16 protein-coding genes are annotated in these 20426 nt (G+C 72.9%); 9 read left to right on the forward strand and 7 right to left on the reverse strand.

Going from position 1 to position 20426, the window contains the following annotated elements:
• Positions 1–69: 69 nt before the first annotated feature.
• Positions 70–918 carry a LysR family transcriptional regulator gene (locus ACQPYD_RS19940; RefSeq protein ID WP_433697108.1) on the reverse strand — a complete coding sequence of 283 codons (849 nt, stop codon included), beginning with the start codon at positions 916–918 and terminating at the stop codon, positions 70–72.
• 154 nt (positions 919–1072) lie between these two features.
• On the opposite strand from ACQPYD_RS19940, the gene ACQPYD_RS19945 reads away from it, so the two are divergent.
• Positions 1073–1810, forward strand: coding sequence for an NADPH-dependent F420 reductase (locus tag ACQPYD_RS19945; protein WP_433697109.1), 738 nt, complete (start codon positions 1073–1075; stop codon positions 1808–1810).
• A 168-nt stretch (positions 1811–1978) separates the two neighbouring features.
• Positions 1979–4678 (forward strand): AAA family ATPase, encoded by a 2700-nt coding sequence (locus ACQPYD_RS19950; protein WP_433697110.1) that lies wholly within the window; start codon positions 1979–1981, stop codon positions 4676–4678.
• Between the two features lie 180 nt (positions 4679–4858).
• Here ACQPYD_RS19950 and ACQPYD_RS19955 read toward each other — a convergent pair whose 3' ends face one another.
• Positions 4859–5416, reverse strand: coding sequence for a helix-turn-helix domain-containing protein (locus ACQPYD_RS19955; RefSeq protein WP_267945060.1), 558 nt, complete (start codon positions 5414–5416; stop codon positions 4859–4861).
• Between the two features lie 120 nt (positions 5417–5536).
• On the opposite strand from ACQPYD_RS19955, the gene ACQPYD_RS19960 reads away from it, so the two are divergent.
• The 4 genes from ACQPYD_RS19960 to ACQPYD_RS19975 all read left to right on the forward strand — a co-directional run bounded on the left by ACQPYD_RS19960 (position 5537) and on the right by ACQPYD_RS19975 (position 11006).
• Positions 5537–6733 (forward strand): MFS transporter, encoded by a 1197-nt coding sequence (locus ACQPYD_RS19960; RefSeq protein WP_433697111.1) that lies wholly within the window; start codon positions 5537–5539, stop codon positions 6731–6733.
• Positions 6734–7022: 289 nt separating this feature from the next.
• Positions 7023–8528 (forward strand): multicopper oxidase family protein, encoded by a 1506-nt coding sequence (locus tag ACQPYD_RS19965; RefSeq protein WP_433697112.1) that lies wholly within the window; start codon positions 7023–7025, stop codon positions 8526–8528.
• Between the two features lie 581 nt (positions 8529–9109).
• A complete protein-coding gene (locus tag ACQPYD_RS19970) occupies positions 9110–10018 on the forward strand; it encodes a zinc-binding dehydrogenase (RefSeq protein WP_433697113.1) in 909 nt (302 codons plus the stop codon).
• Positions 10019–10088: 70 nt separating this feature from the next.
• Positions 10089–11006: a cupin domain-containing protein gene (locus ACQPYD_RS19975; protein WP_433697114.1), complete on the forward strand. Its 918-nt coding sequence runs from the start codon at positions 10089–10091 to the stop codon at positions 11004–11006.
• A 79-nt stretch (positions 11007–11085) separates the two neighbouring features.
• Here ACQPYD_RS19975 and ACQPYD_RS19980 read toward each other — a convergent pair whose 3' ends face one another.
• From ACQPYD_RS19980 to ACQPYD_RS19990, 3 genes are read right to left on the reverse strand one after another with little or no spacing between them, the layout of a single operon-like run.
• Entirely contained in the window at positions 11086–12549 is a 1464-nt protein-coding gene (locus tag ACQPYD_RS19980; RefSeq protein WP_433697115.1) for a phytoene desaturase family protein, read from the reverse strand.
• A gap of 29 nt (positions 12550–12578) precedes the next feature.
• Positions 12579–13340: a GNAT family N-acetyltransferase gene (locus ACQPYD_RS19985; protein WP_433697116.1), complete on the reverse strand. Its 762-nt coding sequence runs from the start codon at positions 13338–13340 to the stop codon at positions 12579–12581.
• The gene (locus ACQPYD_RS19990; RefSeq protein ID WP_433697117.1) at positions 13333–13716 is read right to left on the reverse strand and encodes a hypothetical protein; all 384 of its coding nucleotides are present in this window, start codon (positions 13714–13716) and stop codon (positions 13333–13335) included. The genes ACQPYD_RS19985 and ACQPYD_RS19990 overlap by 8 nt, the downstream gene beginning before the upstream one ends.
• On the opposite strand from ACQPYD_RS19990, the gene ACQPYD_RS19995 reads away from it, so the two are divergent.
• The 3 genes from ACQPYD_RS19995 (at position 13703) to gltX (ending at position 16837) form a co-directional block, all read left to right on the forward strand.
• Positions 13703–14203, forward strand: a complete 501-nt coding sequence (locus ACQPYD_RS19995; protein WP_433697118.1) for an NUDIX domain-containing protein — start codon at positions 13703–13705, stop codon at positions 14201–14203. The two genes, ACQPYD_RS19990 and ACQPYD_RS19995, sit on opposite strands and share 14 nt — an antisense overlap.
• The gene (locus ACQPYD_RS20000; protein ID WP_433697119.1) at positions 14200–15267 is read left to right on the forward strand and encodes a DUF2332 domain-containing protein; all 1068 of its coding nucleotides are present in this window, start codon (positions 14200–14202) and stop codon (positions 15265–15267) included. Before ACQPYD_RS19995 ends, ACQPYD_RS20000 begins: the two co-directional genes overlap by 4 nt.
• A 202-nt stretch (positions 15268–15469) precedes the next feature.
• Positions 15470–16837 carry a glutamate--tRNA ligase gene (gene gltX, locus ACQPYD_RS20005; protein WP_433702091.1) on the forward strand — a complete coding sequence of 456 codons (1368 nt, stop codon included), beginning with the start codon at positions 15470–15472 and terminating at the stop codon, positions 16835–16837.
• 1271 nt (positions 16838–18108) lie between these two features.
• Here the strand turns inward: gltX and ACQPYD_RS20010 are convergent.
• Together ACQPYD_RS20010 and ACQPYD_RS20015 are read right to left on the reverse strand one after the other, a co-directional pair.
• On the reverse strand, positions 18109–19011 hold the full coding sequence (locus ACQPYD_RS20010; RefSeq protein WP_433697120.1) for a sulfatase-like hydrolase/transferase: 903 nt from the start codon (positions 19009–19011) through the stop codon (positions 18109–18111).
• 4 nt (positions 19012–19015) lie between these two features.
• Positions 19016–20209 (reverse strand): methionine adenosyltransferase, encoded by a 1194-nt coding sequence (locus ACQPYD_RS20015; RefSeq protein WP_433697121.1) that lies wholly within the window; start codon positions 20207–20209, stop codon positions 19016–19018.
• Positions 20210–20426: the final 217 nt, after the last annotated feature.

The raw sequence follows: 20426 nt of genomic DNA on the forward strand, positions 1-20426 counted from the left end.
GTGTCGCCGCCGGCTCGGGGCGGGACGCGGCCGTGCCTTCCCGCAAGACCCGCTCACCCGGGCGGGGGTTCAATCCGCGAACGCGGCCACGTACGACGCCACGCACGGCTCCGGGGTGGCCGGTGAGGTGACGACGTGGCCGTCGACGGTCACCGGAGGGTCGAGCGGCACCTGGAGCAGCCGCTCGGAGCGGGTCCCGTCGAACTGCTCGGCCGGCATCAGCGTCCAGCCCCCGGGGTCCCGGCCCACCTCGAACAGCACGTTGAGCACGTCCCCGGCAGGCGGCCGCAGCGGGGCCACGGGCAGGGCGGCGAGGATCGCGTCGTGCATCGGCGGGTCACCGGCGCGGGCGGGAACCCGCAGGCCGCGCGGATCGAGGTCGTGCAGGCTCACCGCGGGCCTGCCGGCGGCGGGGTGCTCACGCGCGAGCACGGCGTGCAGCGGCTCGGACCAGGCGCGCACGACCGTCATCGCCGCGGAGGTGAACGCGCCCCGCACCAGTGCGAGGTCCAGCTCGCCGTCGCGGACGGCGTCGAGTCGCGCGGGCACCGGCAGGTCGACCAGTTTCGGCTCGGCGGGGCGTTCGCCGTCCCCGAGGCGGCCCAACGCCCGGTCGAGCCGTCGGGTGACGCAGGACGCGACCCCGATCCGCAGGACGGCCGCCGGTTCTCCGGCGGCCACCCGCACGCGGGCCGCCGCGGCGAGGGTCCTACGGGCCTCGGCGAGCACCCGTTCGCCCGCCGGGGTGAGCCGTACCCGGCGCGAGGTGCGGTCGAGCAGGCCCGCTCCGAGCTCGCGTTCGAGCCTGGCGATCTGCTGGCTCACCGCGGGCTGCACTATGCCCAGCCGTTGCGCCGCACGCCCGAAGTGCAGCTCCTCGGCGACGGTCACGAAGTACTGCAGCGCCCTCAGTTCCATCTGCCTGATCTATCACATGATGTGATCGCTGCCGGGCGTTTCTGGTCATTGTTCGCGTAGCCCGCTCAGGCTGTGATGGATACGAGCCCGCCGGAGCGGTCCTCCCGTCCGCCGGAGGCCGCGACGCGCGGAAGACGCGAACGGAGAATACAGAGTGAGCACCACGACCCTCGGCGTCATCGGCACCGGCATGGTCGGCCTCGGGGCCGCCCGCCGCGCCGTCGACGCAGGCCTGAACGTCGTCCTGAGCAACTCACGCGGTCCCGGGACGCTGGCCGGTCCCGTCGCGGAGCTCGGCGGGCGGGCCCGTGCGGCCACCCCGGCCGAAGCGGCGAGCGCCGGTGACCTGGTCATCGCCTCCGTGCCGCTGGCCGCCCACGAGCGGCTGCCCCGGGCGGAGCTCGTCGGCAAGACCGTGATCGACCCGATGAACTACGCGCTGTACCCCGGCTTCGCCGTGCCGGAACTCGACAGCGGAGAGCTGACCTCCAGCGAACTGGTGCAGCGCCACCTCGCGGACGCCCGGGTGGTGAAGGCGCTGCACAACATCGGCCCCAAGCAGTTGTTGGAGCTGTTCCGCCCGGTCGGGGCCCCCGACCGCACCGCGGTGCCGCTCTCCGGCGACGACCCGGAGGCCAAGAAGGAGGTGGCCGACCTGCTGGACGTCCTGGGCTTCGACACGGTGGACCTCGGCACACTGGCCGACAGCTGGCGCAGCGAACCCAACACCCCGTTGTACGCCCTCCCGTACGTGGGCCGGCCGCCGGCCGGCCTCACCCCCACGGAATTCGTGGCCTGGGTCCAGCAGGCGCCCGGTGTGCCCGTGTCCGCCGCCCGGATCGAGGAGCTCGCCGACACGGTGCGAGGGCCCGCGGGTTTCCGGATGTCCTAGCGGGTGATCCGCCCCGGCGGCACGGCCGGGCGTGCGCCCGCCCCCTCCGCCGCTCCCCTGCGGGCGCTACGGCAGGGGGCGGGCCCGGAGGCCGCAGCGTCCCGGCCGCCGGGAGAGCGACGTTCCGACCGACCCGTCCGGATTCGCACCCTTGCTAACGTACGTGCCATGCGAACGCCAGCTCCCCCTCCCGGTTCACTCGTCGGCCGGCGGCACGAGAGCGACCGCCTCGGGGAGCTGACCGGGTCCGCACGGGCGGGCCGGGGCGGAGCGCTGGTCCTGCGCGGCGAGGCGGGCATCGGCAAGAGCGCCCTGCTGGACCACGCCCGCGACGCCGCCTCCGGGTTCCGGGTCGTCCGCGTGTCCGGGTCCCAGTACGAGGCGGAACTGCCGTTCGCCGCCCTGCACCAGCTGTGCCTGCCGGTGCTGGGACACCTCGACGAGCTGCCCGACCAGCACCGCGACCCCCTCCTGGTCGCGTTCGGGACCGCGACGGGAACCCCCGACGTGTTCCGTGTCGGACTGGCGGCCCTGGGGCTGCTGGCGGCCGCGGCGCGGGAGCGCCCGCTGCTGTGCCTGGTCGAGGACGCCCAGTGGCTGGACGCGGCCTCGACCAGGGTCCTGGCCTTCCTCGCGCGCCGGGTCGCCGCCGAACCGGTCGCCCTGGTGTTCGGGGTGCGGCTGCCCTGCCCGGCCGGGGAGCTGGACGACCTGCCGGGCCTGACCGTCGAGGGGCTGGCCGACGCCGACGCCCGGACGCTGCTCGCGTCGCTGAGCCACGAGGTGCTGGACGAGCAGGTCCGGGAGCGGATCGTGGCCGAGGCGCGCGGAAACCCCCTGGCGCTGCTCGCCCTGCCCAGGGCCGGCGGTTTCGCGCCGCCGGAGGCGTCCTCGGTGACGACCCGTGTCGAGCTGGGCTTCCGGGAGGCGCTGGCCGGCCTGTCCGCCGGGGCGCGGCGGCTGCTGACGGTCGCGAGCGCCGACCCGACGGGCGACCCCGGGCTGCTGTGGCCGGCCGCGCAGCGGCTGGGCATCGACCTGCCGACCGTCAGCGCCGCCGCCTCCGCCACCGGGCTCGTGGAGTTCGGCACCCGCATCCGCTTCTACCACCCGCTGGCCCGGACGGCGGTCTACCGGTCCGCCGAGGCGGACGAGCTCCTGCTGGCCCACCGCACACTCGCCGAGGTCACCGACCCGGTCGCGGACCCGGACCGGCGCGCCTGGCACCGCGCCCAGGCGAGCGCGGGACCCGACGACGGCGTCGCCGACGACCTGGAGCGCTCGGCGTCGCGCGCCGAGGCCCGTGGCGGAGCCGTGGCCGCCGCGGCGTTCCTCGAACGTGCGGCGGAGCTGACGCTGGACGCCGACCGGCGGATCGGACGGACCCTCGCGGCGGCGCGGGCCGCGCTCTCCGCAGGCGACGCCGACCGGGCCGCGCGGCTGCTCACGGCCGTGGACGGCTCGGGCCCGGACGAGCTCCGGAACGCCGAGGCCGACCTGCTGCGGGGGCAGATCGCCTTCGTGCGCCCGGGCGACGGCGACGGCCCGGTGTTCATGCTGCGCGCCGCACGCCGGCTCGCGCCCCTGGACCCCGCCCGGTCCCGTGAGTGCTACCTGGAGGCGCTGGAGATGGGCCTGCTCGTCGGCCAGGCGAGCGGTGTGATGGACACGGTCCTGGACGCGGCGCGGGACTCCGCGCCGCCCCCGCACGGGCCCGACGTCCTGGACGCGCTGACCGTGCTGGCCGCCCGGGGGCACCGCGCGGCGGTCCCCCTCGTCCGCGAGGCCCTCGACGGAGCCGGCGAGGCGCTGTGGACCCGGCACCCGGCGCTCGCGGTCACGCTGGCGGCCGAGCTGTGGGACCCGCACACCCACGCGACGATCATCGAGTGGCTGATGAAGAACGGCCGCGCGTCGGGGTCGCCGCTCGTGCTGCGCCTCGGTCTGGCGCAGGCGGCCTCCGGCGCCGCGCTGGCGGGCGACCTGGACCGGGCGATGGCCGCGATCGCGGAGGAGGAGGCGATCGCCGACGCGACCGGCGCCCCCTCGATCACCTACCACCGGTTGCACCTGGCGGCGATGCGCGGCCGCCGCGAGGAGGCGTTCGCGCTGTTCGGGACCGCCACGGCAGCGGCGGCGACGCAGGGCGTGGGGCAGCTGGTCGCCAACGTCCACTGGGCCGGGGCGGTGCTGCACAACGGCCTGGCCGACTACCGGGCCGCGCTGGCGGAGGCCCGGCGGGCCGTCGCCCACGGGGACCTCTTCATCGCCGGGTTCTCCCTGCCCGAGCTGGTGGAGGCCGCCGTGCGGTGCGGCGAGCGCGAGGCTGCGGCCGAGGCGCTGGCGTCGCTGACCGAACGGACCCGGGCGAGCGGGACGGCGACGGGCCTGGGCGTGGCGGCCTACGCCCGGGGACTGGTGAGCGGCGCCGAGGACGACTACCGGGAGGCCGTCGCACTCCTCGCGGACAGTCCGCTGCTCCCCTACCGGGCCAGGGCCCACCTCCTGTACGGGGAGTGGCTGCGGCGCGAGGGGCGCCGCCGGGACTGCCGCCCGCACCTGCGCACGGCGCACGCGCTGCTCTCCGGCGCGGGGTTGGAGGCGTTCGCCCGGCGGGCCGCCGACGAGCTGCGGGCCACGGGCGAGACGGCCCGCAGCCGCTCCGGGCACACCCGGGACCGGCTCACGATGCAGGAACTCCACATCGCCCGCCTGGTCGCCACCGGCGCGACGTCCAACGAGGTGGCGGCCCGGCTGTTCATCAGCCCGCGCACCGTCGACGCCCATCTGCGCAACATCTTCCGCAAGCTGGGGCTCACCTCCCGCCGACAGCTCAAGGATCTGCCCGACCTGACCGCTTCCGCGTAGGGCTGGTTCCTCCGCTCGGGACGGAGAAGGCGTCGGACCGGTCCTCGACGGAGGCCGCCGCGGGGGCGGGCGCCCCCGGTGCGTGTGTTCCCCGGGGCGCGCCGCCCGGTCCCGGGCGGCGCGGGTGTCGGGCGCGGTGGAGGTGACAGCCGTCCGAGCGGCGGGGATGCCGGTGGGCCGTCACAGGCGGGGCATCGTCACCACCCCGAGGAAGACGGCGACGTCGGTGCCCGCCTCGAACGTGTGGTCCGCGGTGTTCCCGATCCGCGCCGATCCCCCTGCGTCGACGCGCAGGTCCGACGAGCCGGACCGGACGAGAAGCTGGCCCTGGAGGACGTGGGCCATGGTCTCGGGTGCGCCCGCGGCGGGAGAGACGTGGTAGCGGTCGCCCCCGACCAGATGCCACTTCCACATCTCGACGAACACCTGGCTCGTCTGGACCGCCTGCAGGAGGCTCGCCCAACTCCCGTTCGGCGTCGACCACACCTCTACCCCCTCGGGCGGGCCCTCCCCCAGCACGCCGGCGAGCGCCGGGAAGGTCGTGCCCAGCGCGGAGGCGATCCTGTCGACCGTCGCGATGCTCGGGTTGGCCTGGCCCAGTTCGATCTGCGTGAGCATCCGCCGGCTCACACCGCTGAGTTCGGCGAGCTTCACCACGCTCAGGTCCTTGCCCTGCCGTACCGCGCGGATGCGGTTGCCGAGGAGGACGACCACCTCGGGACGGATCTGCTCGGTCATGCGCTCCTCAGCCGGTGTCTCGGGACGACTCCAAGATGAGCACTATAATGCTCACACATGCTTGTTCGGTTGCCGGGCCGGCCCGTCCGCCGTGTGCACAGACGAAGGTGAGAGGCGCGAATGACCCTCAAGCACGTGACTCCCCCGCTCCGGAAGACGGGTACGCCGCGGGCCGGGGCCAGAATCCTACGATGGCAGCTCGCCTATGGCACCCTCGGCGTGCCGCAGGCCGCCGCGCCCATCGCCTTCGGCCTGGTGGCCCTCCCCCTCACCGGCTCGGTCGAGTCCGGCGCCACGATGGTCTTCGCCATGACCACGGCCCAGGTCCTGGGCGCCGTCCCCGTCTCGCGCCTGGGCAGACGGTTCAACGGTGTGCACTACCTCCGGGCCCTGATCGCCGTGCGCACGATCGCCCTCGCCGCGGTCACCGTGCTGGCGGCCGTGGGTGCCCCGTTCGCGTTCCTCGTCGCCGCGGTCGTCGCCGCGGGCCTCGTCAACGGAGCCGCCTACGGCTACCAGCGGCTCCTCCTCAACTACCTGGTCTCCCCGGACCGGCTGCCCCGGGCACTGGGCGTGGCCGCGACGCTCAACGAGATCAACTTCGTGCTGTCCCCCGTGCTCGCGTCCCTGCTCGGCGCGGTCTCGCCCGTCGGGGCGATGGCGGCGATCACCGTGCTCGGAGTGGGGCCCATGCTCCTGCTGCCCCCGATTCCGCAGGCGCGCGGACCCCAGGACGGCCAACCGAGCGGCACGGGCGAACGGATCCCCGCCGAAGTGCTCCTCTGGCTGTTCTGCGCGGCCGCGGGGGGCGCAGCGGTCGCGGCCGTCGAGGTCGGCGCCGTGTCGTTCGCCCTCTCCTTCGGGCTCGCCCCGGGCTGGGCGTTCCTGTTCGCCTCGGTCCTGTGCGTCGGCGCCGTGACCGGCGGCGTCTGGGTCAGCCTCCGCAACCGTGTGCCGGAGCGCTGGAAGGTCGCCTTCTTCCTCGTGATGAGCACCGCGGCCTCCGGCGTGATCCTCGCCGGAGGGCACATCGCCCTGACCCTCGCGGGAGCGGCGGTCCTGGGGTTCTTCCTGCCGCTCCTGGGGACGTTCTACTCGCTGGTCGTCGACGGACTCGCCCCGCCCGGACGCCGTGCGGAGATGTTCGCCTTCCTGCGCACGGCGAACTCGCTCGGCGTCATCGCCACCAGCGGCCTGCTCGCCCTCCGGGGCCTGCCGGCCGCGCTCCTCGGCAGTGCGGCGCTCCTGCTGCTCGCGTCGTGCCTGGCCGCGCTCCACGCCGTCCTCGCCCGCCGCGGACGCCGCCCCGGCCCCTGACGCATGTCGACGGCCGCGAGGACGTCAGCGCCTGCGCTCACGGGAACACCGACGGACACAGGCCGCCGGACTTCCGGCCGACCGGGTTCCGCACCAGGGACCGGTCGTCGTCGGCCGGGGGACGGCCGGGCCGGCGGCCACGCAGGTGTCCGTGTGCTCGCTGGCCGGGGCATCGTCGCGTCGGCCCGCACCCTGTCCTCCGGGGCTCCGGGGCTCCGGGGCCCGGGGAGAACCGTCTACGTAGGTATCGCCGACGCGACGGCGCCCCGTCCCGCGGGATGTTCGTCCCATGGAACGTCGCACAGCTCTCAAGGTCCTCGGTATCGGCATCGGCGGGGCGTTCGCCCTCGCCGGGGGCGGCCTCGGCGTCTACTACGCCGCCGCGAAGCGGGACACCGTCGGGAGGATCGGCTTCGACTCGGCGCTGGCCATCCCTCCCCTGGCCGAGGCCGCGCCCGGCGAGGCGGGGACCCGGGTGTTCACGCTCGCCCTCCGGTCGGGCGAGACGGCGTTCAAGGAGGGGGCGGCCACCCACACCTGGGGCGTGAACGGCACCTACCTCGGCCCCACGGTCCGCGCCCGGCGCGGCGAGGAGGTCGCCTTCGCGGTGCGCAACGAACTGGACCGGGAGACCTCGCTCCACTGGCACGGCATGCACCTGCCCGCGGCCATGGACGGCGGACCGCACCAGACCGTCGCCCCCGGCGCCACGTGGGAGCCGCGGTGGAGGATCGACCAGCGGGCGGCGACGCTCTGGTACCACCCCCACGTGCACGGGGCGACCGGTGACCACACCTACCGGGGCCTGACCGGGCTGTTCATCGTCGACGACGACGCGACCGACGCGCTGAACCTGCCCTCGGAGTACGGCGTCGACGACATCCCGATGATCGTCCAGGACCGCGCGTTCGACCGGGACAACCAGTTCGAGGAAAGGATCCCGCTGGCGGGCTCGCTGGGCGTGATCGGTGATGAGATCCTCGTCAACGGCACGCTGGGCCCGTACTTCGACGTCACGACCGGGCTCGTGCGGCTGCGACTGCTCAACGGGTCCAACGCCCGCCTGTACAACTTCGGTTTCTCGGACGACCGGGCCTTCTCGCTCGTGGCCACCGACGGCGGCCTGCTCGCCGAGCCGTGGGAGACCGACCGCCTGCACCTGTCGCCGGGCGAGCGGGCGGAGATCGTCGTGGCCTTCGAACCCGGCGAGACCGTCGAGCTGCGCTCCTACCCCTCCCCGGAGTACGGCGGGGCGTCGGGGAGGCTCGACGGCTTCGCGGACCTGCTCGACATCTGCCGGTTCAGGGCCGCCGACACCCTGTCCGACGACACCGAGGTCCCCGCGGCGCTCGGCCCAGCGCCGGACCTGGCCGCCGAGGAGGTGGCGCAGGAGCGCTCCTTCCTGCTCGCCTCGGACCGGATCAACGACCGCTCGATGGCGATGGACCGCATCGACTTCGGCGTCCGCGAGGGCACGGTGGAGGTGTGGGAGGTGACCAACGACAACGGCTACCTGCACAACTTCCACGTCCACGACGTCCAGTTCCAGGTCCTGACGGTCGACGGCGAGACCCCGCCGCCCCACCTGCGGGGGTGGAAGGACACGGTCATGGTGGCCCAGGACAGGCGCTACCGGCTGGCGATGCGCTTCGGCGACCACACCGATCCGGACATGCCGTACATGTACCACTGCCACCTGTTGCAGCACGAGGACGACGGGATGATGGGCCAGTTCGTCGTGCTGGGCGAGGGCGAGGAGGTCGGCGCGGTGCCTGCGGCGCACGACCACGCCTGAGGGGCGCGCTGCGCGCTTGTCGCCGCCGGGACGGTCGGCCCGTCGCCGCAGGGGCGCCCGCGGAACCGTACGCGCACGCGCCGACGCCCGAGGCGTGCGGCACCCGCACACGGTCCGGTTCTCCCGAAGCCGCGGTGAGCCGCACAGCAGTCCGGTGAGTCGCCGCACCCGGCCCCGTGGCCTCGCTACAGGCGGGTGTGGACGGACAGCGACAGCGGTGATTGCTTTTCGGTTCGGAATGTCGGAATTCCGTGGACCGGCGACCGATAAACGCGTTGTCTCAGTCAATAACGGAATTCACTGCGACGGAGCACCGGCGCCGGACGTATGCCCGGAGACCGGCCGCGCCGGGCCGTCCGGCCGTCCCTCGCCCCTCACAGCGCCGTCCGCCGGAGGGACACAGGGCTCGTCGCGCCGCGAGTCGCCCTGACACAGATCGTCAACTGATTGATTCTCCCGGGGCTGGCCGCCGCCCCGGTCCTGCGTAGGATTTCAAGAAGTCGGCAGTGCGGTATTTATGCATTCGACCCATTGCCGCGCCGAGAATTCCGACGTATTGACGACAGAAGGAAACACACCCTATGCGCGCCCTCGTGGTCGCTCACGGCGAGGCCGGTCCCATCCGGTTCGCCGATGTCGATGAGCCCGTACCGTCCACCGGTGAGGCGCTGGTGGAGATACGGCACATCGGCCTCAACTTCGGAGAGCTGAACTACGTGCACCAGTGGCCGGCCGGCGCCGTGCACGGTCACGACGCGGCCGGCGTCGTGGTGCGCGCCGCGTCCGACGGCTCGGGGCCGCCCGAGGGTACGCGCGTCGCCCTGGGAATGACCCCCCACGCGTGGGCGGAGCGTGTGGCGGTCGGCCCCGCCTCACTCGGTACCGTTCCCGAGGGCGTGGACCTGGCCGACGCCGCCGCGCTGGGGATCGCCGGAGTCACCGCGTTCCGGGTGCTGCGCAAGCGTTCCCTGCTGGCGCGCGACGTCCTGGTCACCGGCGCCAGCGGGGGCGTGGGGCACTTCGCCGTCCAGCTGGCGGCGCTGGCGGGCGCCCGGGTGACGGCACTCGTCGGTTCGCCGGACCGGGCCGCCGGACTGCGCGAACTCGGCGCCGACCAGGTCCTGACCGACCTGGCCGGGACCGGGGACCGGTTCGACCTCGTCCTGGACACGGTCGGCGGGCCGCTGGTGGCCCGGGCGTGGAACTCGCCCGCCGAGGGCGGCACCATCCACCTGGTCGGTTACTCCTCGGGGCAGGAGACCACGTTCCCGCCGGGGGTCCTGTTCGGCTTCGGCGAACCCCGCAGCATCACCACCTACGGCGACATGACACCGACCAGCGGGGAACTGACGGACTTGCTGGACCTCATGGCCGCCGGAAGGCTCTCGGCGCCGGTCGGGCTGCGAGGCAACTGGCGGGACGTGGACGACGCCGTCCAGGCGCTGTTCGCGCGGAAGGTGCACGGAAAGGTCGTTCTCGACGTGGCCTGAGGCTGCGGACGAGGGCACGTGCGCCACCGCCCGCCGACGGGCGGTCCGCGGCGCGGACGAGAATGGACCCATGGACGTGTTGACGGAGGTCTTGCGTGTCTCGGGTGCGCGTGGGGCGCTCGGGGTCGTGGTGAAGGCCGGAGGGACCTGGGGCCTGTGGCTGGACTCCTCGCCGGGAGCGGCACTGCACGTGGTCTCCCGGGGCACGATGTGGCTGCACACCGCAGGCGGGAAGCCTCTGCAGGTGCAGGCCGGGGACGCCGTCCTGGTGCCGCCGGGCACCGCACACGGGATAGCCGGCGGCGCCGGCGTGGCCATGGGTTCCTGCGACCGTGAGGCGGCGGCCCGGTCTTTCGGCGACGGCCGAGCCCTGCGGCTGGGCTCGGCGCCGGCACGGACGGAGGTGATCGTCCTGCACTACGGACAGGACCCGGAGGTGAGCACCCCGGTACTCACCTCCCTCGCCCGGCCGATGCACGTCACAGCCCGCCAGAACACGCAGTTCGGAAGGACCGCCGAACTTCTCGCCGAGGAGCTCGCACAGCCGCAGATCGGCACCGCCGCCGCCGTGAACAGCATCGTCGACCTCCTGCTCGTCCAGTTCGTCCGCGCCTGGCTGGCCCGCCACCCGGAGGAGCGGTCCGGCTCATGGCTGGGGGCGATGCGCGATCCGGTCGTGCGCGACGCCCTGGCATGCGTCCACGCCCGACCGGAGCACCCCTGGACCACGGAGGCCCTGGCCGCCGCGACGAGCGTCTCCCGGGCGACGCTGTCCAGGCGTTTCCGGTCCGCCCTCGGACAGACGCCGGGCGCGTACGTGACGCAGTGGCGCATCGACCTGGCGTCCGTCCGGCTCCGCGACACCGACGAGCCGGTCGAGTCGATCTCCGGCGCGGTCGGCTACGCCTCGCCGCACGCCTTCAGCCGTGCCTTCAGACGCGCCCGGGGCACGGCCCCCGGGGCGTACCGTTCCCGGTTCCGCCGGTGATCGCGGACAGGAGGTCACCGGCGGCACGTGAGCACGGGTGCGGTCCGGCCGCCCCCGGCCGGGCTCGTACGGCCACGCCCTACCCCGGGGGCGCCGGCGACAGCGCCGGAGGCGTGCGCACGCCGAACTCGCGGCGCAGCGCCGACCTGGCGGCCAGGTAGCCCCCCATGCCGTGCACACCGGGTCCGGGCGGGGCGGACGCCGAGCACAGGTAGACGCCGCGCACAGGGGTGCGGTGCGGGTCCCAGCGGGGCACGGGCCGCAGCAGCGTCTGCCGGAGGGTCATCGCACCGGAGGCGATGTCGCCGCCCACGTAGTTGGGGTTGTACCGCTCCAGGTCGGCCGCGCTCCGGGAGCTCCGCGCCACCACGGTGTCGGCGAAACCGGGCGCGTACCGCTCGATGCGGGCGGTCACGAGCTCGGCGGGGTCGGCGGGGTCCCCGTGGGGCACGTGCGCGTAGGCCCACACCGGCCGGTGCCCCCCGGCGCCGACGCGCCCGGGGTCGGCCGCGGCCGGGTCCACGACCAGGACGAACGGCGCCTCCCCCGGCCTGCCCCGGGCCACCAGGGACTCCTGCCTGAACACGGTCCCCTGGCGGCCCCCGAGGTGGACCGTCCCCGCCGCCCCCACCTCCGGGTTCGCCCAGGGGATCGGCTCAGAGGTGAGGAAGTCGACCTTGGCGGCCCCGGGGCCGTACCGGAAGGCGCGCAGGCCCGCGCGGTAGGCGCCGGGCAGCAGCGGGCCCGCGATCCTCAGGAACTCCTTCGGGGACAGGTCCAGGAACACGGCCCGCGCGCCTCGGACCTGCCCGAGGTCGTCGATCCGCTGCCCGGTGGCGAGGGTTCCGCCGTGGGCCCGGACGTCGGCCGCCATCGCCTCGGCGATCCGCGCGCTCCCGCCACGCGGGACCGGCCAGCCGGAGCCGTGGGCGAGGTGGCCCAGCAGGAGGGCGACCGCGGCCGAGGAGGGCGTGGGCATGCGACCGACCACGTGGGCGCCCACCCCCGCGAGCAGCGCCGCGGCCTCCGGACCCGCGAAGGCGTGCCGGGCCAACGGGGTGCCGTGGCGCAGCATGCCCAGCCCCAGCAGCAGCGGGGCGCGCAGGTCCGCGGGGAGGCTGCGCTGCCGGCCCAGTGCGAAGTCCACCACCGCGCGGCTGTGCTCCAGCAGCGGTTCCATCAGCGCCCGCCAGGCGCGCCCGTCACGGCCCAGGCCCGCGCAGGCGGCGTCCAGGTCGTGGTGGGCGAGCGCCGCCCGGCCGCCCTCCAGCGGGTGGGCGTAGCTGATCCGCGGCGTGAGCAGCTCCACGCCCCGGGCCGCCAGGTCGAACTCGCGGAAGAACGCGGACGCCGCCGCCATCGGGTGCACGGCCGAGCAGAGGTCGTGCACCACGTCGTCACGGAACAGCGGCGAGGTGCGCAGGCCGCCGCCGATGTCCTCCGCCGCCTCGTACACGGCCACGGACAGGCCCGCCCGGGCCATGGTGACCGCTGCGGCCAGGCCGTTGGGCCCGCTCCCCACCACGGCGACGTCGGTGCTCACGCGTCCCCCTTCCGCATCCCTGCCGGCCTTCAGGCGCCGGGGTCGTAGACGTAGGGCCGAGTCCAGGTCACCGGCTCGAAACCGCGCCTGCGCAGCGTGGGCTCCGAGGTCGGCAGGGCGTCGACCAGGACGTGGGTGCGCCCCCGCTCCCGCGCCTCCCCCAGCCTGCTGCCGACCAGCGCGGTGAACAGGCCCCGCTTGCGGTGCTCGGGCCGGGTGCGCCCGCCCGCCAGCTCGGCGTAGGGGCCGCCCGGCCGCAGGTGGATCCGGCCGCAGGCCGCGGGGCGGCCGTCCTCGTAGGCGATGTGGATGCTCATCGCCTCCGGTGCGCTCCGCAGCCCCTCGGCGAGCCTGCGCCGCTCCTGCTCCACGTCGCGCCGGCCGAGGGCGGCGGCGATCTCGGCGTAGTCGTCCAGGCCCCGCTCGTCCACGACGCGCCGGATGTCGCGCCCCTGCGGGTCGAAGGCCGCCGGGTCGGCCCCGTCCACCGCCAGCGCCAGCACGCTCTCCCGGTCCTCGGGCTCGAAACCCGCGGCGGTGAGCCGCTCGCCCAGGTCCGCGGGGGTGTCGTGGCCGTAGACCTTCCACTCCAGGGTGTAGGCCGTCCGGCGCGCGAGGTCGGCCTCCTCCCGGATGACCCCGTCGAGTTCACCGGGGGCGCAGCGCGCGTAGACGATCCGGCGCTCGGAGCCGTCCGCCGCGTGCTCGCGGACGACGCCTCCACGGCCGGTGCTGTCCCCCGAGGCCCGGCGCTCGCCGTCGAGTCCCGCCAACAGGTCGTGGTCACTCATACGGGGTTTCCTCACGGTCCAGGATCCGGGCCACCGGCCGGTCGTCGGCCATGGCGTCGAGAATAGGGCAGAGGCCTTCCGACAGGACCCGGGCGCGCTGCGCGCGGAAGATCTCGCTGTTGCAGGTCGGGGCGGGCTCCGGTTCGCCGCCGGAGAGCACGAAGGCGAACAGCGGGTCGGCCTCCTTCGATCGCCGCGGCAGCTCCCGGGCCTCGAAGGAGACACCGCCGACGCTCGGCGCCCGCGCTCGGTCGGGCCGGTCCAACGCCACCACGACGTCGAACAGCGGACCGCGGTCGGTGCCGCGCTCCCCGGCGGTCCACGGCCACCGGCCCGGGGACGGCTCGTCTAGGCTCAGCCTGGTGAGCCACGACACCGCAGCAGAGCGGCAGTTCTACGCGCGCCTGCCCGCCACCCGGGGCGCGGCCGGCGCGCTCGTCCTCGCCCCCGGCGGACAGGTACTGCTGGTGGAGCGCGCCTACAAGCCCGACCGGCCCTGGGGCCTCCCCGGCGGCATCGTCGAACACGGCGAGTCCCCGCTGGCCGCGTGCCGCCGCGAACTGGCCGAGGAACTCGGCGTCCGGGCCACCGTGACGCACCTGGCCGCCGTCGACTGGGTCCCGCCCTCCGGCGAGCGCACCGCCGCCCTCCAGTGGCTGTTCACCGCCCACCTGCCCGAGGGCGCCGAACCGCGCCTCCCCCCGGACGAACTGTCGGGCTGGGCGTGGGTGGAACCCGAGCGCCTCGGCGACCTGCTGCCCGCCCACGTGGCCCGCCGCGCCACCGCGGCCCTGGCCGCCCGGGCGTCCGGCACCACCGTCTACCTCGAGCACGGCCGCCACCCGCTGGAGGAGGTCCGTTGACCGCGCCCGGCACCGACCGCGCCGCCGCGGTGGCCGCGGCCTTCACCGACATCGCCGAGCGCCGCGCCGGCGGCGGGTACGCGCCCGTCCACGCGGCCATGGCCGCCGCCTGCGCCACCGACCCCCACGCCCTGGACCTGGCCTCCCGGGCCGCCGACGGCCAGAACCCGCCCTCCCTGCTGCTGGGCGCGGTGCAGTACCTGCTCGCCCGCCGAGACCCCGGCCACGCGCTGGCCCGCTTCTACCCCGCCCTCACCGGGCGGCCGGCCCCCGACCCGCGGGTCGACGACCCGTGGCCCGACCTGCGGGCGTTCCTCACCCGGCACCGCGACCGGATCGCGGAGACCGTCACCACCCGCCTGGTCCAGACCCACGAGGTCGGCCGGTGCTCCTACCTCTACCCGGCCCTGACCGCCGTCCGCCGCCACGCCGGCGCGCCGCTCGCCGCGATCGAGATCGGTCCCTCCGCCGGACTCACCCTGGTCCCGGACCGCTACGCCTACTCCTACGGAGACGGGGCCACCGCCGGCGCGCCCGACTCCCCCCTCCTCCTGACCAGCGAACTGCGCGGGCCCCACCGCCCCCCGCTCGACGGCGGCCCCGAGATCGCCTGGCGTGCCGGGATCGACCTCAACCCCCTCAACCTGGCCGACGCCGAGGACCGCACCTGGCTGCGGTCCCTCGTCTGGCCGGACCACCCCGACCGCGCGGCCCGTCTGGACACCGCGTTCGCCGCCGCCCGTACCGGGGAGCTCCCGACCCTCCACCGGGGCACCGCCTCCCAGCACCTGCCCGCCCTCCTCGAACAGGCTCCCGCGGACGCGGTGGTGTGCGTCTACCACACCGCCGTCACCGCGCACTTCACGTCCCGGGCGCGCGCCGAGCACCGGGACCTGCTGCACAGGCTCTCGGCGCGCAGGCGCATCCTGTGGCTGCGCGCCGAACCCGGCGAGGAGCCGCGACTGCGGTTCACCGACCTGGAGAGCGGCCGGGCCCGCACCGAGGTCGTACTGGGCGACTACCACCCGCACGGCGCCTGGCTGGAATGGCACCACCGGGGGTGAAGGCCGCCGACCGGCGGTGGGCGCCTTTCGGGCAGCGGCCCTGCCGGGAAGACCGTGGCGACTGGAGTGTCCCCGGATCACACCCGAAGTCCCCGACAGGGCGAAGTGACGACAACTGAGCAGGGGCGGCATTCTCGGGGATAGGATCCCCCGTGTGACTGAGACCTCGATTCGCACCAGGTTCGCGCCTTCCCCGACCGGTATGTTCCACGTGGGCAATGCCCGGTCGCTGCTGCTGAACTGGGTGGTCGCGCGACAATCCGGCGGCACCATGGTGCTGCGGATCGAGGACACCGACGCCGCCCGCTCCCGTCCCGAGTGGACCGAGGGCATTCTGGCGGCGATGGCGTGGATGGGCGTGAACGCTACCCAGTACGAGGGTCCCTACTCCCAGACCGATTACGCGGACAAGCACACCGAGGCCGCCCAGCGCCTGTTGAAGGAAGGGCTGGCCTACTACTGCGACTGCGCCCGCGAGCAGGTCCAGGCCCGGCGGGACAACCCCAACCTGGGCTACGACGGGTTCTGCCGGGACCGCGGTCTGGAGGCCGGGCCCAGGCGGGCGCTGCGTTTCCGCATCCCCGAGGGCGGACCGGCCGTGGTCGAGGACCGGATCCGGGGCCGGGTGGAGTTCCCGCACGAGGCCCTGGAGGACTTCGTCATCGCCCGCGGTGACGGCACCGCCCTGTTCGTCCTGGCGAACGTGGTGGACGACGTCGAGATGGGCATCACACACGTCATCCGGGGCGAGGAGCACCTGTCCAACGCTCCCAAGCAGCAGTTGCTGTGGGAGGCGCTGGGACACACCCCGCCGGTATGGGCGCACGCCCCGGTGCTGGTGAACGACAAGCGCCAGAAGCTGTCCAAGCGGCGTGACAAGGTCGCCATGGAGTCCTACCAGGCCGAGGGCTACCTCCCCGAGGCCATGGTCAACTACCTGATGCTGCTGGGATGGGCTCCCGGTGAGGACCGCGAGATCATGCCGATCGAGGAGATGATCCCGCTCTTCGACCTGGCCGACGTCAATTCCTCCCCTGCGTTCTTCGACGAGAAGAAGCTGCGGGCCTTCAACGGCGACTACATCCGCGCCCTGGAGGCAGACGAGTTCGCCGAACGGTGCGCCCCCTACCTTGAAGGCGAGGGAGTGCCCTGGCGCGCGGAGGACTTCGACCCGGACGTGTTCGCCGTTATCGCCCCGTTGGCGCAGAGCCGCCTGACGGTGCTCAGCGAGATCGTGCCGAACGTGGACTTCCTGTTCCTGGACACCCCGGTCTTCGACGAGAAGAGCTGGTCCAAGGCCATGAAGCCCGGGATCGGCGCGGAAATGCTCACCGCGTCGATCGCGGCCTTCTCCGACGAGAGCCTGTCCTGGGACGCTGAAACCCTCAAGGGAGCCCTTGAGCAGGCCGGGGCCGCCCAAGGGCTCAAGCTCGGCAAAGCTCAGGCGCCTGTACGGGTGGCGGTGACCGGGCGTACGGTCGGACTTCCCCTGTTCGAATCATTGGAGCTGCTGGGTCGGGAGCGCACACTGAAGCGCCTGCGCGCGGCGTTGGAGCGGCTCAGCTCCTGACGGGCCGAAAACAGGCGCGAAGCCACCAGCTCAGGAGGAAAGACCTCCAGGATTTCCGAGACCCGGGGCCCGTTCCGCTGCCCGGTGAGCACCCAGCGCACCGGAACAGGGGGCGGGCCCTCCGCCACACCGCATGTCCAGGCGTTCAACCACCGGCACGCCTCCTCCGCCTGGTCGGGAGGCGGTTCATGGTTGATCTCGATGTCGGTGAGTGCCCGGCACAGCCGGACCTGTTGGGACAGCGGCCGCGGGTAGCACCGGGTGATCCACGCGGTGATGCGCGGGGATGCCCCCGGACAGCGGTCATCCAGTTCCTGTTTGGCCACCTCTGGAGTGAGGGTGACAGACACCTTCCGGTCCAAAGACCGTAGACGTCGTTCGTCCAGAAGGCTGTCCCCGTGCCGGGGAAGAACCGTACGGACCTGGCCCACCAGGGCCGAGAAGCCGACCGGTCGAATAGTTGGCTGAGGCTGGTCCAGGTACGGCTCCGTGAAGAAGTAACGCAGCGTCGAAGGCCTGATGCCTTGTCCGAGAAGGTCAGCGATGCGAGGTACGACAGGCCCCGGTTCCAGTAGTTTGGGGAGGAACAGGTGGACTGGAGGGTGTCTTCCTCCGGCTAGGGCCCAGTACAGGCGGACCTGGGCGGGTGTGGCGTCGCGCTTGTCGGTGCCCCGGACGATCAGGGTCGTGCGCTGTTCGATGTCGTCCACGACCGTGGCCAGGTGCCATAGTGCCCGTCCGTCACTTCGCATGAGTGGGATCGTTTCTTGTGCGGGAGTGAGGGCCGTGGTTGCGTTCACGGCCACGGAGGCAACCAGAGCCCCTGGACAGGCACCCTGCGCGGTCATGAGCCGGTCCACGGCCGCCACATCGAGGCAGGGAAGTCCTCGGCGCGTCACTAGGAGACCTTGGATATCCAGCCGCTGTAAGGCCTGCTGGTACCGGTCTCCTCTCTGGCTCTGGCGGAAGACCCGCTGTTCTTCCTCGACCGGTATCTGAGCCACCCGTGTGAGCTCTCGGAGAAGCCGTGGTCGGTGTTCGTCGCGGCTGCGCAGGCTGTCGCTGTCGTCCCACCGGACCGCTACCCGTGTACGGACACCGAGATGCTGTGCGGCCCTGTAGGCCAAAAGCGCGGTGAGTAGATGGGTTCGAAGGACGCCGGCGCGGAAGGACGCGTGGTTGGGAGAGACGCCCAACCGTGTCCTGACACCCTCGGAGGAAGCCGTGATGAGTGCAGGATGCGTGAACCAGGGTTGGAGGACGGCCACGGCTTATCCCCCGCCCAACACGCCGCACCACAGGGGCACCGTGGCGACCGTCGGATGCGGGTGTGCGTGGCCGAACCTGCTGCCCTCTCCGAACTCCTCGCCGTGGTCGGCGCAGACCACCACCAATGGGCGTCGTGTGCTCAGCCGTGAGAACAGGTCGCCCAAGCGGGTGTCGGCCCACTCCAGGGCGCGCCTCTGCATGTCCAGGAGTACTCCGATGTCTTCAGCGGTCAGGAGGTCATCGTCGGAAGCGTCTTGCTGGGAGTCGTGCAGCTGGTAGAGGCGTCGAAGAAGGCCCCTGTTCCGTTCGGTGAGAGGGCTGAACGGGGTCGTGTAGGGGATGTGCGTGCTGGAGCAGTTGACGAACAGGAAGAACCGTGCGGCCTTCAGACACAGGTCCGCAAGCGTCCGGGTGTGGGCCAACGGGAGGTCTTTGCCGCGCTCGGCGACACGGGCCTCTGGAGTGGCCGGGGCGCGGGAGGCCCGTCCGAAGTAGTGGAACTCCGGGAACAACCTCGGCAGGCCGTTGGCCGGATCCGAGGAGTCGAAGAAGGTGACGCCCCCAGCGCCCACCACCCGGTAGCCCTTCCCGCTGTAGTGCGCCATCAGCGTGGGCCCGTCGAAGGGAACGGCGGCATGGCGATTCGAGGGTCGGGCGACGGCCGAACGCCAGATCGACTCCACGCTGTTTTCGCCGAGTGTGAGGGGCCCTGAGACCGGCCGGGGCAGGAAGCCGTTGAACAAGGCAGCGTGGGCGGGGAGCGTGTAGGTTCCCGGGCTCTCGGCCTTCAGTAGTGGGCCGAGTTTCACCAGATTCGGGGTGTGCGCGCTCGCCGCGACGTCGTAGCGACACGAGTCCAGGGTGACCAGAACGACGCTGCGCTCGGCCAGGTCGATGTTCGCCATCGGCTCACACCTCCAGGACCAGCGACGGGTCGTGGAAGCGATCCATCGGGGACAGCGCGAGCAGGCGCTCGGAAAGCAGCGGAAGCTCGGCCAGAGTCGCGATGGTTAGCTCCTCGACGGCATCGCGTTCGAGACGGCTGTCACGCGGTGCCAGTCGAACGCCCACGAACGACGGGTCCTCCAGGCGATCGCCGTTGCGCGACACGAGCACGACCTCGTTGGGCACACCGAGCTTGGCGTGGATTCGGTCCGCCAGACGTGCAGCGGCCAGCGTGTACAGCTTGCCGGTGTGGTGCATGGGGTTCTTCCCGGCCAGGGCCTCCACTCCCGCACCGCCGCTGGCGGAGATGACGCCGTTGGCCTTGTTGCCGCGCCCGACAAGCCCGCAATCGCCCTTGCCCAGCGAGGTCCCAAAGGGTGCCAGGTAGGCGTTACGGCCGTGGTCCTTGGTGTTGACGCTCAACCGGGTCAGCCACGGTTGCCGCCGGACAATCGGATGCTCGTTGATGAAGGCGTCGAGGCGGCCATACGCCTCGGCTACCAGGGCCGTGTACTCACGGTGCGAGCCGACCGCCTCGGGGCGCACCGGAAGGCAAACCGTCACCTCCAACACGCTCCCCGACCGGACCAGCATCACCTTGACGTCGGAACCGAGGCCGTCGAGCCCGTCCTTGAAGGAGGAACCGTTGACGTGGTTCTCCACGTCGACTGCCAGGACGTCCAAGGGATCGGCAGGGGCGTAGGCGCTACAGAAGGCCGTGTCGTTGGCCAGCGCGCCGCCACCCGGAACACGGCACTCGTCGCCAGCGGAGGGACGGTAGAACGAGGCGAGGTGGTCCGCGCCTACGCCAGCGGTGTTCTCCACGAAGCTGCGCACGGAACGGACGATGTCCTCACTACCGGTCGCCTCGGCCAGGACGTCCTCGACCACCGCCCGAAACATGCCCTCGATCGGGATAGACCGGTCACCCACTGAACGCGTCACCTTGCCGAACAGGTACGCGCTGATGGGCTTGTGAACCGTGTAGCGGCCGAAAACGATCTCAGCCTCTGCGCCGACCAGGGCGACCTTGTCCACCCAGTGGTTCGGAACCGCTCCGAACCGGTCGAGTCCGTGAAGTGAGTAGCGGCGGGAGAACTCCTCCGCGATGAGGTCAGCGAGCGAGTCGGGGTGGCCGATGCCCTTGCGTTCGACCACGTTGAACCCGGAGTCCGTGCTGGGAACGAGGACTTCGTGGCAGGTTATGTGCATTGACTGTCTCCTCTTTGATCGAGTCCGTTAACGAGCTTCAAGGGAATTTCAGATAAGAGGGATGGCCGGACCTTCTCTGCGGCCAGGCGGGGTGTTAGGAAGTTAAGGCCACGTTCTCCGCGTAACCCGGAAAGAAATTCCGGGGTGTTCAGGAAGGGCTCTG

Origin of the sequence: Nocardiopsis sp. CA-288880 (genome assembly GCF_050955985.1) — a bacterium.
GTDB classification, from domain to species: domain Bacteria; phylum Actinomycetota; class Actinomycetes; order Streptosporangiales; family Streptosporangiaceae; genus Nocardiopsis; species Nocardiopsis tropica.